Consider the following 14,659-nt stretch of genomic DNA (forward strand, 5'->3'; position numbering starts at 1 on the left):
CCTCCATCAATAATTCCCCTTATACTCCCGTGGCGTATGCCCGATGTACTTCTTGAAGTTCCTGTTAAAATTCGATAGCGAGTCAAAACCACTGTCGTAGGCGATCTGCGCGATGGTCCATTTGTCTTCAAGAAGGAGTTTGCAGGCGTGGCCGATGCGGATTTCGTTGACGAAGTCGATGAAGGTCTTGTTCGAGCGGGCTTTGAAGTACCGACAAAATGCGGCTTCCGTCATGCCGGCGAGGGATGCGACGTCGCTGAGGCGGATTTCCTGGAAGAAATGCTGCAACACGTAGTTATGAACCTTCTGCATCCGCTCGGTTTCCGACACTTTGAAGTTATTGACATAGCCATAACTTGAAATGAACTCGCCTGAACTGTCGTGCGCAAGTTTATCGAGCAACGTCAGCAGTTGCAGGATGCCTTTGAAACCTTCTACCGTAGTAAGCGAGATGAGTTCCTCGCGAATATGTTCCGAGAGCGCCCCTTTATAGCAAATCCCTCTCTTCGAATCGGCGAGTAGTTGACGGAGCCCGAGCATTTCGGGCTTTTCGAGAAAGTCTTTTCCTAAAAAATCTTCCTGAAAGTAGAGTACGATACCGTGCGTCATTAACGGCGAACCCGCCTCGAAATAGGCCGGGTCGCTGCGCCAGAGGTGCGGCACATCCGGGCCCAGGAATACCGTATCACCCGGACCGAACGTCTGGATGGAATCACCGATTAACCGTTTGCCGGTTCCCTCCAGAACGGTAAATAATTGGTAATGCGGATGGAAATGCCAGTTAGGGTCAAAATGGGGCTCTCTGAGCTCGTGAACGGTTACCGTCCGAACCTGGCTTTCTATATTTTTGTGAATGGGCGCTTTCATATTCTGTCAGGATTTTACCCAAAAGATCCGCAATATTACACTATTACTATCAAAATACGACCATTACTCGAATTTATTCCTAAAAAATAGATTTGGGTAACCGTAAAAGAATACCGGCTTGGAGCCGTTATAAATTATGCCGTCCATGCTCGGATGACTGGCATATTTTTTGTAGATTTATAGAGCCGCTCAACTTTGTTGCAACCTTTTTTGCGAGTACGATGTCAATCATAGGTAGTTCTGAAAATTATTTACGCGTATGAAAGCCCTTATAATTCCGACAGCATCCGTGCTGTTTTTTTCGCTGCTGACGGGTTGTGGAAAAACCACCACAATCAGCAGCAATATGGAGTTGACCGGCAAATGGCAATTGGAGAGCATCGTGCAGGAGGATGATACCATCAGCAAACCCGCTACCACGAAAGGGGTGATGGATATTGGCCTCAATTTTAAAGACAAAGGCGAGCTGGAAGGCAACACTTCCACCAATATTCTAACAGGTTTTTACGAAACCGCCCAGCAAAATACGATCCAGATCGGCGGTGGCGGCACCGAAAGAGCAGAAACCAGCTGGGGTAATCTCTTCGTGAATGCGTTACCCAGTGTAAACCTGTACGATTTAAAAACCAACAGGCTGGTTCTTTATTACGAAAACAACAATCAGCTCATTTTCAGCCGGGTACAGTAACCAGCATTTACTATAAGTTTCATCAATGGCGGTCCTCTTCAAAGGACCGCCATTTTTGTTTTTGCCCTATGAGTCGATTTTACCCCGATATTCCGGCAAGTAGGTAGGAACTTATCAATATCAGCTAACTACTCGTCAAATCGTGTATATTGAACAGTACTTTTTTACTTTAAGATTGTATACTGAAAAGACACGGGCATTTGCATCCCGCCAAATCCATTCGCCAGCGAGATAAATTCGATTTTTGATGAAGTACAGCATGAACCTCCTTTTGTGGGGAAACCAGATTGACGAAAGCCTATTTCCTACCCTCGAACTCATTAAAGAGATCGGTTTTGACGGCGTCGAGGTGCCGATTTTCAATACAAATCCCGAGCATTGGTTCCAATTCCGGCAGAAGCTCGACAGCCTTGGCCTCGCGTGCGAGACGGACACAATCTGCGGACCGTCGGAACATCTCATCAGCGCCGACCCGGCCATGCGCCGCCATACGATCGATCATTTGAAAAGCGCGTTGGATTGTTCATTGGTACTCGGCGCAAGCCGGTTGATGGGCCCTTACCATTCCGCATTGGGCGTGTTTACCGGTAAACCTGCAACCGAAGAAGAATGGCAATGGGGCATCGAAGGAATCCGTGAGGTAGCCGATTACGCCGAATCGCTCGACATTACCCTCGGTTTAGAATACCTAAACCGCTTCGAACTGTACCTGACCAGCTGCGGCGACGAGATCATTCGCTTCGTGGATGATGTGAACCACCCGAATGTCAAGATCATGTTCGATACTTTCCATGCGAATATCGAAGAGAAAAATATCGGCGACACCATCCGCAAGGCCGGCGACCGCATTTCATTCATTCAGCTTTCCGAAAACGACCGCTCTACGCCTGGCAAGGGTAATGTGGATTGGGAAGGTGTGTTCCAATCCATCCGCGATATTCAATACGACGGCTGGATCAGCATCGAGGCGTTCAGCCCGAAACTGCCGGTGGCCAATATCTGGCGCAAGATGTTCGATTCCGAAGAGCAGCTCATGCGGGACGGACTGGCGTTTATCAAATCCAATCTAGGGTGATCCTGCCCATATTTATTGTCAATCAAATGTAACTTTTAGCCACATTTGATTGACAATAAAAGTATTAACAGAAAAAATTGAATAATTAGAACGAATTGAAAAGTGAGTAGGGAATAACAGAATTCATTATTTGGGATTGGTCTAAATAAGACTACTTTTGACACCGTTTTGCCAATAGCTAGTTTATTTAACCCCTGCATCATGAGGCTATTTTGTTTACTCATCCTTTCTCTTTGCTGCTCTGTGGCCTCCGCGCAAACAGGTCAGATTAAAGGCAATATTAAAAATGCCGCCGGTCAGCCCGCGGAGTCTATCAACCTGATCCTCAAAGGCACGGGACAGGGAACGCTTACCGACGCCGATGGCGATTTTGAATTCAAAGCACTGACTCCCGGCCATTACCTGCTCGTGGGTACGGGCGTGGGCATCAAGCGTATCAACCGCAGCGTGCACGTGAAGGCGGACGAGACAGCTACCCTCGAAATCATCACGGAAGAAAATACCCAGGAACTACAAACCGTGGAGATCACGGGCCGTCGCGAAACGACGTATAAAAACGACCTTTCCTTCATCGCCAGCAAAACCGCGACGCCTATCAAAGAGGTGCCCCAGGCGATCAGCTACATTACCAAGGAAGTGATGCGCGACCAGGGCACGTTCCTCATGGGCGATGCCGTGAAGAACATGAGCGGTGTGAACCAGTTTACATTTTACGATGATTTGACGATCCGCGGGTTCCGTATGAACGGCGGAAGCACTACGCAGCTCGTGAACGGCCTCCGTACTTTCTCTGGCTTCTGGAAACAACCGCCGGTGAACTACCTCGAACGCGTGGAGGTGATCAAAGGCGCGGCTTCCGCATTGTACGGCAACACTTCGCCGGGCGGGACCATTAACCGTGTAACCAAAAAGCCGCTCGCTACGCCGCAGAAATCGCTGAGCTTTACAACGGGCAGCTTCAATACCCTGCGCACGCTGGCCGATTTTACTGGTCCGATGAATGAGAGTAAGACTTTGCTTTACCGCCTCAACCTGGGCTATGTGAATGCGCAGAACTTCCGAAATATGCAGTTCGATAAAAATATCATTGTGGCGCCGTCTGTATCATTCCTGCCCACCGACAAAACCCGCATTAATTTCGACCTCGTTTTCAACCGTTCCAACAGCCGCCTCGACCGTGGCCAGTCGGTAAAAGGAAACGACCTGTATTCCAGCTCGATCCGCACGTCGCTCAATGCGGTGAATGATTATCTCAATGAAGAAACCTACCTCATCACCACTTCATTGAACCATCAGTTTACCCAAAACACCTCGTTCAACGTCGCTTACTTGCGCACGGGTTATTCCGAAGACCTGCTCGAACACCGCAGCAGCAACGTGAATGCCGTGGATTCGGCCGGGAAGGCCATTGAAAACCTGGTTGCACGTCAGGTATTTATCCGCAAGACGAAGTCGTTCATGGATAATGTGTCGCTCTTCTTCAACCACAACTTCAATACCGGCATTGCGGAACATAAACTGGTAGCGGGTTACGATTTCATCCAGTCGTCGACGCCAAAAGGTTCAGGCCAGCAGACTGCCAATGGTTACCTGCTTAAAGCGGGCGGCGCGGCGGCTTACAATCCGAAAACGCCTGAAAAGTTTGTTTTCTACAACTACACGGAGAACGGAGTTACATACAGCATTCCCAAGCCCAACATTTCGCACTATGACCTGACGTTGCAAAACAACAACATGGAAGATCCTTCCAAATACATCTACAATGTGACCGCGAATGCCGCTACCACGCCGGTACTTTACAAATTGCATGGCTTGTATTTGCAAGAACAGTTGAAGATTAAAAAGTTACAAATCCTGCTTGGTCTCCGCTACGATACTTACATCGACAAGAAAGGCTACACGACGAACAACGAGGAGAATGTAACCCAACACGCATTGCTGCCGCGTATCGGGGCCGTGTATTCACTGACGAACCATATCAACGTGTATGGTACTTATACGCAGGGATACAATCCGCAAGACCCGGCTGTGCAAAGCAACCCATTGTCGGGCGGGCCGTTCGACCCGATCCGCAGCAGCCTTTCGGAAGCCGGTTTGAAAACAGAATGGCTCGATGGTCGCCTGACCGCGAATGTTTCGGTTTACAATATCACGCAAACCAACACTTTGTACTCCGCCAATGCCGCCGATCGTCCTGACCTGATGATCCAGGTTGGTAAGGAAACCGCGAAAGGTGTCGAATTCGACGTGACGGGGAATATCCTTCCAAACTGGAACGTGATCATTACTTACAGCCACAATGAAGCCAAAATCACAGACGCGGGTTCAAAGGCTACCGACCAGGTGCTGGTGAATCTGCAAAAACCCAATGCGCCCAAAAATCAGGGAAGCATCTGGACGAAATATACCTTCGTAAACAGCTTCCTGAACGGCTTCGGTGTAGGCCTCGGCGGGAACTTCGTGACGGAGCGTAACCTCTCACTGAACAACAACCAGACATTGCCGGGCTACGTCTTGCTGAATGGGGCTGTTTATTACAAAATCGACAAATTCCAGTTCCAGGTGAACCTCAATAACCTTGGTAACAAAACCTATTGGGTAGGCGGTTACGATTACCTGCGCCTCTTCCCGGGTGCGCCGCGCAACTTCATGGCAACTATTTCTTACACTTTCTAAATGCGTGCTATTTCATAAAATCTGTGAAAAAGACATTCAAGAAAATTGCATCGCAACTACATTTATGGCTGGGGGTTTCCTCCGGCCTCGTAGTTTTTATAGTAGCGCTCACGGGAAGCATTCTGGTTTTCGAGGATGAGCTGGAACCTGTGATTTACGCCAAATTCCACCTCGTCGAAGCTCCGAAGGATCAATCGCCGCTTCCGCTGGATAACCTTCGAGCCGCCGTTGCAAGCGCCTATCCAAAGCAGCGCATTACCCGCATTGCCATCGAGCCGTATGCCGACCGGACCATCATATTCGGTTTAGTGAAAGGCAAGAAAGAAAAAGATGTCCTTTCAGTGGCTGTAAACCCCTACACCGCCGAAATCACCGGTACACGCCACGAGAATGAATCATTCTTCCATATAGTACTGCAATTACACCGCTATTTGTGCATGGAAGACACCGGCAAGCTGATTACGGGAGTGTCTTGTGTGATGTTCATCGTGATCATGATCACCGGACTTATTCTCTGGTGGCCCAACCGCAAGCAAACCAAACAGCGCCTCACGATAAAGTGGAACGCCAAATTTAAACGCCTCAACTGGGACTTGCACGCCGTTTTCGGCTTCTACGTGCTGCCATTTACATTCCTGATCGCCCTCACCGGACTGGTTTGGAGTTATAAATGGGTGAATATCATGATTTTCCTCACTTTCGACGGCAAGCCCCAACAAAAACGCGAAGCGCCTGCAAATGTCTCATTCACAGACTCTTCAACATCTACCGTACTAGCCCAGGTATTCACCGAAACTAACCGACAGCTCACCTATCCAGGCCGCATTCAAGTAGCAATCCCGGAATCCGACAGCCTTTCCGTCACTGTTTCCAAAGAGAACGAAACCGCCTCTGTCGACAACGTCGTTGATTTCCTTTACTTCGACCAAACTGACGGCAAGCTCATCAGCAAGCGCCTTTACGACAATGAAACCACCGGCATGAAAGTCCGTCGCCTCGTGCTCCCGATTCACAGCGGAAGCATATGGGGATGGCCCACGAAGGTACTGGCGTTGATCGTGGCATTGATTACCGCGACTTTGCCGGTTACCGGGGTAGTAATCTGGGTTGGGAGGAAGTTTAAGAAGAAAGAGACAGTGGCGAAACGAAATACTTCGCCGATTGCCAGGCGAGCGAAGGCTACCGTTAGTTAACCAGGTCCCCGCCGAATAAGTCAAAGCGGTTGCTTGATAAAGAGATCCCTGATAAGATTAATGCCGTCTTAATTTTATCAGGGATTTTTGTTAGCACTTCATCACACATTATGGTTATATTTAGTTATTCTACTCTCCGTGACTTTTTTCATAAATATCCTGACGCGAAAGATGCGCTCATCAGCTGGTATAAAATAACACAGAAGGCCAGCTTTTCAACATCTCATGATGTGAAACTAGCGTTTAATTCCGTGGATGCAATTGGTCACGGACTGTATGTGTTTAACATTCGGGGCAACACTTACAGATTGATTGTGAAGATTAAATTTAACAGCCGCACTGTATACATCCGATTTATCGGAACTCATCAACAGTATGACAAAATAGACGTTCGATCCCTATGGAAAACTTAACACCGACTTATAAAGTTACCAACGACGATGAGCACGCTGCTTTGATCAAAAAAGTGGGAGCTTTGATGGAAAAAGACGAGGCTGACACCACCGCCGAAGAAAATGCCCATATACATGCTATGGCAGAGGCCATAATGGCTTATGAGCAAAGTATCTATGATATTCCCGAACCGTCGACACTCGAAGGTATTCTCGAGCTTCGCAGGTACGACATGATGTCTGAAGGTAAAGACCTCGCCGAAAAGCTCGGTATTTCAAACGATGAGCTTCAAAAGATCATCGATGGAGATCATTGGCCGGACGTTTCGCTTCTTAAAGTGATTAGAGAGAAACTCGACATTCCTCAGGACATCATCTCGGCGCATGTATAAATACCCCATCACTTCCAGCCCAAGTAAAAAAAGGAAAATTGACTTACGCTTGGAGAGGCTTCACCTATAACAGAGGTATTTCACAGGCAAGAATGAAAGAAGTCCTTTCTGATTACGGAGAAATAGACGTGCAAACTTTGATTAAATATTCTCCGAAATAGTTCTTCAAATTCATTTTGTTGAAAAGTCTATGAACACACTACCGGATTCACCAATCAAGCAGATGCTCGACGAATACATCACTTCGATAGGGCGAGTAGGTTCCACGAAAATCGCCCTCAATCTTCACAATTCAGGTATTTTTGTTTGGGCTGAAATTCCCGACGGGCGAAAAGACATCGAAGACAAACTCATTATGGCAGAGGCGCGAGTGAATTCAGTATACCATCGGCTTGGTATTAACATGAATACAATTTATTTCGAAGAGTCCGATAAGCTAGCCATTCCCATTCAATATCAACTATTTTCAAACTTAAAACCCGGCCCAATTTAGCAGGAGACATAAATCTTCCCAGTTTATTGGTGGATTTTCCCCACAAATCATTAATTTCGTTTCATGCAGACTTTCAGCTCTGTGGAGGAAGCGTTCGAGTGGTGGCTTAAAAACATTTACCCCGCGATCCCCGCAGAAACCAAAGAAGGCAGATACCGCAATGCATGGCGTGATTACACTTTTAGAAAGGGTATTTCTCAGAAACGCATGAAAGAAATCCTGTCCGAATTTGGTGACGTTAAGGAGAAGACCATCATCACTTTTAAGTTGAAATAAAAAAATTTATCTATCATATGTGGAGATATCCCACACGTAAATGCGAATTAATGTAATCTTCCATCAACGCAAAATTAACCAAACCCATGAGTACACTTGAAACCTTAACCATCACCCCCACCGCAGTTAATGACGCGGCAAGTCATCAACTAGAAATCGTCAAATATTTCTTTCAGAAAGACAGTGGCTCCGAAATAATTGAATCGCTCAACACATTAATCGAAGCCTACCTATTTACAGAAAACCTCTCAAGAGTAACGCCCGAAATGCGGGAGCACATTGTTAACCAGCTGCGTGTGGCGACATTCATCGCGAAGCTCGATGCCAGTACTAGCGCAGTTACTAAGCATTCACCACCTCCCTAACCAAAGCCTTCAACCCCAAAACCTCCATCATCTCCCTATCCTGCCCCATCCCAGGATTAGGCGTTACCAGCAGCTCCCCGTTCTCATTCGTAAAAATCGAATTGGCCCCTGCCATAAAGCAGAATGCCTGCTCATATTCACTCATTTCCATGCGCCCGGCGCTGAGGCGGACCATCGCTTTCGGCATCAGGATGCGGGCGGTGGCGATCATGCGCACCATTTCCCAGGTATCGACTTTTTTCATATCGCCCAGCGGCGTTCCCTGCACGCGTGCGAGGGCGTTTACGGGTACGGATTCGGGGTGCTCGGGCATGGTGGATAGCGTGTGGAGCATCTGAATGCGGTTTTCACGGGTTTCACCAAGACCGATAATCCCCCCGCAACACACGGATATGCCCGCATTGCGTACGTGGTCGACCGTGTTCAGGCGGTCGTCGTAGGTGCGCGTGGTGATGATCTGCTCGTAATATTCGGCGGATGAATCCAGGTTGTGATTGTAAGCGTAAAGGCCGGCGGCTTTGAGCTTTTCGGCCTGGGATTCGGTGAGCATTCCGAGGGTACAGCATACTTCGAGGCCCAATCCGGCTACTTCCGTCACCATTTCGAGCACGCGGTCGAAATCGCGGTTGTCTTTTACTTCCCGCCACGCGGCAGCCATGCAGAAACGACTAGAACCACCTTCGCGGGCGCGGCGGGCGACGGCTACCACGTCGTCCTTTTTCATCAATGCCTTTACATTAATGCCTGTCTGGTAACGCGCTGCCTGTCCGCAATAGGCGCAGTCTTCGGGACAACCCCCGGTTTTAATGGACAACAATGTACACACCTGAATGCGCTCCGGGTCGTGCCACTGCCGGTGAACGGTCGCTGCGTCGTAGATCAGTTGCAGTAAAGGTCGGTTATAAATGGCCTCGATCTCTTCGGGCCTCCAGTCGTTACGGATGGGTTCAGTTTGCATGGTGACATTGTTTTCGAACCAAATGTAGCCGACGACCCGGCGCAGCATTGCGTCCGGTTTGGAATAAACATCATAGTCCGGCATAACAAAAATGCCTCCCGGTTTGTAGTCCGGAAGGCATTTGAGAATGCGCTAATGCAATTGCTTAATATACTTTCGCCAGCAAATGCGGACGTTCTTTTTCCAGTTTCAGGATCAGCTCGCCGAACAGCGTGTTCACCCAAGCAAACCATTTACGCGTGAATTTCGAGTCGTCGTCCTTGTCAAATGACTCGTGCATAAATCCGGTATGGTTGTGCGTCGTTTTGAGCTGTTTGAGCTGCGCTTCGATCTCCTTATCGTCGGTAGATGTGATGGCGCGGGCAATGATACCCATCGGCCATACCTGATTAATCAGCGTATGCGGACTACCCAGGCCTTCGCCGGCTTTTCCTTTGAAGAAATAGGGGTTCAGGTTACTCAGGACATATTTTCGGGTATTGATATAGATCGGGTCTTTTACCGAAACTGCATCAAGGTAAGGCAAACTGATCAGCCCCGGAATACCGGCGTCATCCATCATCACATGATTTCCAAAACCATCCGCCTCGAATGCATAAATCTTACCAAAACGCGTGTGGTTCAACACGGCGTATTTCTTCAATGCGGCTTCTACTTCGGCAGCCAGCTCCTTAAAATCAGCGGCCAGCTTCGCGTTTTTCGTGGCGGACGCTTTTTCCAATAGCTCGGCCACCTGGCGGAACGAAACAACGGCAAAAAAGTTAGAAGGAATGAAGAACGAGAAAATCGTAGCATCGTCCGACGGCCGGAATGTGCTGGCTATCAACCCAACCGGCTTGATCGGGTTACCGTAGCCATTCCCCGGAACGGTATCGGTCGACCACGACGTAACCCGACCGAACTTATACGGCCCCGGCCCGTCTTTACGCTGTTGCTCCTTGCAGGTTTGCAGCACCAGTTCCATGGCCTTCAACCAGTCGGCGTCGAACGGCTTGGTATCGCCGGTAGTTTTCCAATAGTTGTATGCCAAACGAATGGTGTAGCAAAGCGAATCGAGCTCCCATTTGCGTTCATGGAGCATAGGGTTCATCTTGGTCTGATCCTTGCTCCATTCGCTCTCTTTCGGGCGGTCATAAAATGCATTCGCGTACGGATCGATCAGGATACATTTGGTCTGGCGGTTAATAAGCCCCGCGACCATATCTTTCAGCTTCCCATCTTCTTTGAGTAATGGCAGGTAAGGCCAAACCTGGGCCGTGCTGTCCCGGAGCCACATGGCGTCGATATCGCCGGTGATTACGAAAGTATCGGGTTTGCCATCTACCGGGTTATAATGTACGGTGGTATCGAGGGTATTCGGGAAGCAGTTTTCGAACAACCACGCCAGTTCGGGGTCTTTGATCACCTTTTTCATGCGGGCGATCGTCGCCTCCACGGCCGGACTTGTGAAACTGCGCTTGTCGGCCGGAATGCGGACTACCGGAAAATCGGCACTTTGGGCAAACGACCATTTGGGCATGACCAAGCCGGCGACCGCCAGCGCGCCCGCTTTTATGAAATCTCTTCTTACGAACATGAGGTAGAGTTTATATTGGGTGCTTAGTAAAAATTAAAAAGCAATTTAGGCAAAAATCGCAGATGCCTCCATACAAATCTTACAACCTCAACCTAACCGTTTGATAATTAATGATGGCCGTTTAATCAGACTTTAAATATGAGCTTTTTGCGGTACAAGATCAGCAGGATTACGTACCAAAGCCCCACCAGCAGCAAAGCCTGCGCCAATGAAGCGCTTCGTGGATCGCTGAAAAGCGGAGTCAACTGATATTGATAGAAATAGGGCACCAGATTCAGTTTTTCAGAACCACCGGTCGGGCTTGTAACTTTCACCGCATTCAAAATCCTGAAAATCATCCCCGTAAAAAAGAAAACGGCCATCGGGTTCACGCCGAAAATCACAAAGAACGTCGTCCATTTCGACTGGTCTTTGAAATCGATAACATAATAAAGTATGGCGAGGCAAAGCAGCGCCCAGCCGCCAGCATACAACACAAACGAGCTTGTCCACGAAGCCTTGTTCAGCGGAAACGCCAGGTTCCACAGCCATCCTGTAATGATCCCCGTCAGCCCGCCGATCAGCATATATTTAACCTTTTCAACCTTGCTCAGCACTTCCGATTTCAGCAAAGTCCCGATCAACAAGCCCATAATGCCGGTACCAAGCGCCGGAAGTGTGCTCAGAATACCTTCCGGGTCCCAGGTTTTGGACGAAGCCCACAAATGTCCCGGCAGTAAAAGATTATCCAGCCACGCGGCCAGGTTCGTCCCTTTTTCCAGATTGGCCTCCCCCACACCGGGCACCGGAATCAGCGTCATGATACCCCAGTAAGCCACCAGCAGCACTACGCCTACCAAAGCCTGCGTGCGCCAGCCGGTTTTCAGATATAATAAGGAAGCAAACAAATACACCACCGCAATGCGTTGCAGCACGCCCGGAATGCGGACGGTATCGAAAGGCTCGATCCCGCTGAATGCCAGCCCGATCATCAATACGAAAATGCCCACCGCGGTAATGAACTGCCACTTTCTGTCGTAATCCGAAAACAATGCGACCACTACAACCGCCGTCACGACCAGCCGGGCTGCAAGCAACGCATTGTCCTCCAACCCGAACAAATGTATCCGCACAAAGAAACCCGAAAACATACCGAGGCAAAATATACGCAGCGTGCGGGTCACGATCCGTTGCAAGGTCGGGCCGTTCAAAGTCTTTATGGGTGTCGCAAGTACAATCGAGACTCCGACAATCAATAGAAATGTCGGAAACACCAGGTCGGTGGGCGTGCATCCGTGCCACTCGGCGTGGAGCAATGGCGGGTACACGTGGCCCCAGTCACCCGGGTTGTTCACGATGGTCATGAGGATCATGGTCAGCCCGCGCAGGACATCCAGGGAAATCAGCCGTTGTTTCATTAATATAAGGTTTAGGATAAATGCTTTTCAAAGGTTGCGTACCATATGGAAGTAGCGGTGCCCCATAAAGTCCTTCTCGCCGACCGCTTCAAAACCCAGACGTTCGTAAAGCTTTCTGGCGGCAGGGTTCACCCTATCTACGATCAGCCCAGCCCGCTTATGTCCTTGCGCCCCTGCATGTGCGCACAGGGCATTGATCAGCTGACTTCCGATGCCCTTTCCCTGGTGCTCACTGTGCACATTGATACAATCAAGGTAAAACTCGCCGGCACCGGTTTCATCATTAGGGTCAAAAGTAGGGTCAGCTTCTCTCAGCTTGTCAAGAACCGGCTGCCGCAATGCAGGCAGCAATGCACCGTCATAGCCGTTGATAGAGCCTATCACTCCGGCTTCGGTTTCAAAAACCAATGTGTTGGTATAGCTGTACTGGTTGGCCGGGTGCAGGAAAAATTCCCGGAAGAACGGTATCGCATCGGCGTGGTTATCCGAGCGTGCGAAAATGCCTGCGATGTGGCCCATACCGAGAATCAGTAACGGTGCTACGGCTTCGGCATCTTCCGGGCGGGCGGATCGGATCATGATTTGGGAATTTTGGTAAAGAAAACGGCTTAATTATCGCAAAATCGGCGTTTTCGATCGCTTTTTCTAGCTATTTTTTGCATTAAAACTGATATTAGCTTAAAAATAGATCAAAATACGCACAGTACTAATCAAAACCTGAAAAGTTTTTAGCACTATTTTGTTTTAAAATTGTATTGTCGATTACTATCCACACCACCAATTCTGAAAATACCGGCCAATCCGGCAGGCGGGCCAAACTGGAAGGATCTGTTTTTCCCGTTAAATCGCTGATCTACTGAATCATTAACCTGTTAATCAATATGTCTAAGAAAATTAATGTTGCCATTATCGGATTAGGCTTCGGCGCCGAGTTTATCCCCATTTATCAGCAACATCCCAATGCCAATATGTACGCGATCTGTCAGCGTACCGAATCGAAACTGAATGAAATCGGTGACCAATACGGCATTGAAGTACGCTATACCGACTATGACGAGCTCCTGAAAGACCCTAACATCGACGCTGTACACATCAACTCCCCTATCCCCAACCACGCCGAGCAGACATTGAAAGCCCTCCGCGCGGGCAAGCACGTGGCGTGTACGGTACCAATGGCGACGAGCGTGGAGGACTGCATCGAGATCGTAAAAGCAACCCGCGAAACGGGCAAAAAATATATGATGATGGAAACCGTGGTTTATGCACGGGAATTCCTGTTTGTAAAAGAATTGTATGAAAAAGGAGAGCTCGGCAAAGTGCAGTTCCTTAAAGCGAGCCACCAGCAGGACATGGAAGGCTGGCCTGACTACTGGCCGGGATTGCCCCCGATGCATTACGCGACGCACTGCGTAGGCCCGGTAGCCGGTTTGTTGAAACTGGAAGCTGAATATGTTTCGTGCTTCGGTTCAGGAACGATCTCGGAAGATCTGATCAAGATCCACAACTCCCCATTCGCTGTGGAATCTGCACATATCAAGTTCAAAGACAGCGACTTGTCGGCTTATGTGTACCGCTCGCTGTTCGACGTGGCACGTCAGTACCGCGAGAGCTTCGAGGTTTACGGCAGCAAAAAATCATTCGAATGGCCGCTGATCGAAGGCGAAGATCCGGTGATCCATACAGCGAAAAAGCCTGAGCATGAAATCCCGGAGAAAGTAACAACACCGGATTACGCGCATTACCTGCCGGAGGAAATCCGTCACTTTACCGGTCACGGCGTTTACAACCTGGATGACAATGCACACTTGTCGTTCGTACAAGGTGGCGGCCACGGCGGCTCGCACCCGCATTTGGCGCACGAGTTCATCAGCGCATTGATCGAAGACCGCGAGCCATTCCCGAACGCATGGCAATCGGCCAACTGGACCAGCGTAGGTATCCTCGCGCACGAATCGGCATTGCAAGGCGGCGCGATCATCAAGCTGCCGGATTTTCAGAATGTGTAGCGCAGATATTTTGACGGATGGTTGCCGAATCTTACGGTGCTCTGCACCTTGACAAAACGGGGTAACGCTCGGATTTTCTACAAATCTTACGGTGCTCTGCACCTTGACAAAACGGGGGTAACGCTCGGATTTTCTACAAATGTTTTGGTGCTCTGCACCTGTACGTGGTGATGTAAAATCAAAATCAACGTAGGTGCAGAGCACCGCAAGATTTGTAGAACAGAGCGATTTGCGTAACGCGACGCAAAACAACAAAAACGCCAAGGTGCAGCGCACCGCAAGATTTGTAGAACAGAATGATTTGC

The 14,659-nt window shown here is 49.1% G+C and carries 15 protein-coding genes; 10 read left to right on the top strand and 5 right to left on the bottom strand.

Annotated elements, in window-relative coordinates; all coding sequences use genetic code 11:
• Positions 1-6: 6 nt before the first annotated feature.
• Positions 7-867 carry an AraC family transcriptional regulator gene (locus tag BMW93_RS10090; protein WP_090375119.1) on the bottom strand — a complete coding sequence of 287 codons (861 nt, stop codon included), beginning with the start codon at positions 865-867 and terminating at the stop codon, positions 7-9.
• 259 nt (positions 868-1,126) lie between these two features.
• Here BMW93_RS10090 and BMW93_RS10095 point away from each other — a divergent pair, with 259 nt between their 5' ends.
• The 9 genes from BMW93_RS10095 (at position 1,127) to BMW93_RS10135 (ending at position 8,417) form a co-directional block, all read left to right on the top strand.
• Entirely contained in the window at positions 1,127-1,555 is a 429-nt protein-coding gene (locus BMW93_RS10095) for an META domain-containing protein (RefSeq protein ID WP_090375120.1), read from the top strand.
• A gap of 247 nt (positions 1,556-1,802) precedes the next feature.
• Positions 1,803-2,630 carry a sugar phosphate isomerase/epimerase gene (locus BMW93_RS10100; RefSeq protein WP_090375121.1) on the top strand — a complete coding sequence of 276 codons (828 nt, stop codon included), beginning with the start codon at positions 1,803-1,805 and terminating at the stop codon, positions 2,628-2,630.
• A 201-nt stretch (positions 2,631-2,831) separates the two neighbouring features.
• Positions 2,832-5,306, top strand: coding sequence for a TonB-dependent siderophore receptor (locus tag BMW93_RS10105; protein WP_090375122.1), 2,475 nt, complete (start codon positions 2,832-2,834; stop codon positions 5,304-5,306).
• 23 nt (positions 5,307-5,329) lie between these two features.
• Positions 5,330-6,499, top strand: coding sequence for a PepSY domain-containing protein (locus BMW93_RS10110; protein ID WP_090375123.1), 1,170 nt, complete (start codon positions 5,330-5,332; stop codon positions 6,497-6,499).
• A 110-nt stretch (positions 6,500-6,609) separates the two neighbouring features.
• Complete coding sequence (locus BMW93_RS10115; protein WP_090376195.1) at positions 6,610-6,912, top strand: type II toxin-antitoxin system HigB family toxin; 303 nt, start codon at positions 6,610-6,612, stop codon at positions 6,910-6,912.
• Entirely contained in the window at positions 6,900-7,283 is a 384-nt protein-coding gene (locus BMW93_RS10120; RefSeq protein WP_090375124.1) for a helix-turn-helix transcriptional regulator, read from the top strand. The genes BMW93_RS10115 and BMW93_RS10120 overlap by 13 nt, the downstream gene beginning before the upstream one ends.
• Positions 7,284-7,473: 190 nt before the next feature.
• Positions 7,474-7,776 carry a hypothetical protein gene (locus BMW93_RS10125; RefSeq protein WP_090375125.1) on the top strand — a complete coding sequence of 101 codons (303 nt, stop codon included), beginning with the start codon at positions 7,474-7,476 and terminating at the stop codon, positions 7,774-7,776.
• Positions 7,777-7,839: 63 nt separating this feature from the next.
• Positions 7,840-8,052 carry a hypothetical protein gene (locus BMW93_RS10130; RefSeq protein ID WP_090375126.1) on the top strand — a complete coding sequence of 71 codons (213 nt, stop codon included), beginning with the start codon at positions 7,840-7,842 and terminating at the stop codon, positions 8,050-8,052.
• An 86-nt stretch (positions 8,053-8,138) separates the two neighbouring features.
• On the top strand, positions 8,139-8,417 hold the full coding sequence (locus BMW93_RS10135) for a hypothetical protein (RefSeq protein WP_090375127.1): 279 nt from the start codon (positions 8,139-8,141) through the stop codon (positions 8,415-8,417).
• On the opposite strand, the gene bioB is transcribed toward BMW93_RS10135, so the two are convergent.
• From bioB to BMW93_RS10155, 4 genes are all read right to left on the bottom strand, one after another.
• Entirely contained in the window at positions 8,395-9,375 is a 981-nt protein-coding gene (gene bioB / locus BMW93_RS10140; protein WP_090376198.1) for a biotin synthase BioB, read from the bottom strand. The two genes, BMW93_RS10135 and bioB, sit on opposite strands and share 23 nt — an antisense overlap.
• Positions 9,376-9,520: 145 nt before the next feature.
• Positions 9,521-10,951: a glycoside hydrolase family 125 protein gene (locus tag BMW93_RS10145; RefSeq protein ID WP_090375128.1), complete on the bottom strand. Its 1,431-nt coding sequence runs from the start codon at positions 10,949-10,951 to the stop codon at positions 9,521-9,523.
• 125 nt (positions 10,952-11,076) lie between these two features.
• On the bottom strand, positions 11,077-12,348 hold the full coding sequence (locus BMW93_RS10150; protein ID WP_090375129.1) for an acyltransferase family protein: 1,272 nt from the start codon (positions 12,346-12,348) through the stop codon (positions 11,077-11,079).
• A gap of 27 nt (positions 12,349-12,375) precedes the next feature.
• The gene (locus BMW93_RS10155) at positions 12,376-12,927 is read right to left on the bottom strand and encodes a GNAT family N-acetyltransferase (RefSeq protein WP_090375130.1); all 552 of its coding nucleotides are present in this window, start codon (positions 12,925-12,927) and stop codon (positions 12,376-12,378) included.
• A 302-nt stretch (positions 12,928-13,229) separates the two neighbouring features.
• Here BMW93_RS10155 and BMW93_RS10160 point away from each other — a divergent pair, with 302 nt between their 5' ends.
• On the top strand, positions 13,230-14,354 hold the full coding sequence (locus BMW93_RS10160; RefSeq protein ID WP_090375131.1) for a Gfo/Idh/MocA family protein: 1,125 nt from the start codon (positions 13,230-13,232) through the stop codon (positions 14,352-14,354).
• The last annotated feature ends 305 nt before the right edge of the window (positions 14,355-14,659 follow it).

Source organism: Dyadobacter sp. SG02 (assembly GCF_900109045.1).
Classification (GTDB): Bacteria; Bacteroidota; Bacteroidia; order Cytophagales; family Spirosomataceae; genus Dyadobacter.